General features: G+C 63.5%; 1 protein-coding gene. It reads left to right on the forward strand.

Annotation, left to right across the window (positions count from 1 at the left end):
• The coding region (locus tag AC1D1Y_RS26585) for an FAS1-like dehydratase domain-containing protein (RefSeq protein ID WP_477684981.1) at positions 1–417 on the forward strand (417 nt) is incomplete at both ends.

A 417-nucleotide genomic window follows, 5' to 3' on the forward strand; every position in this document is an offset into this window, starting at 1 on the left:
GCGCAATCCGAGATCGGGGCCGACGGGCATGCCAAGCGCGGGAGCTTCCTGCCTCCCGTACCACTGCCTCGCAGAATGTGGGCTGGCAGTGACTTCGCGTTTCATGCGCCCCTGTTGGTCGGTGATGCGCTGCGACGCACCTCGACCATTGTGGATGTGAAAGAAAAGTCGGGCCGCACCGGCAATCTGATCTTCGTGAAGGTTCGCCACGAGATCAGCCGCAACGGCGAAGCCCGCCCCGCACTGACCGAACACCACAACATCGTCTACCGTGATACGCCCCGGCCGGATGACGTGGTGCCCGCACCCACGCCTGCCCCGGCAGCCTCAGCATGGGAGCGCCACATCGTGCCGGATGACGTGCTCTTGTTCCGCTATTCGGCGCTCACATTCAATGGCCACCGCATCCACTATGAC

Source organism: Polaromonas sp. P1_G1, from assembly GCF_056405595.1.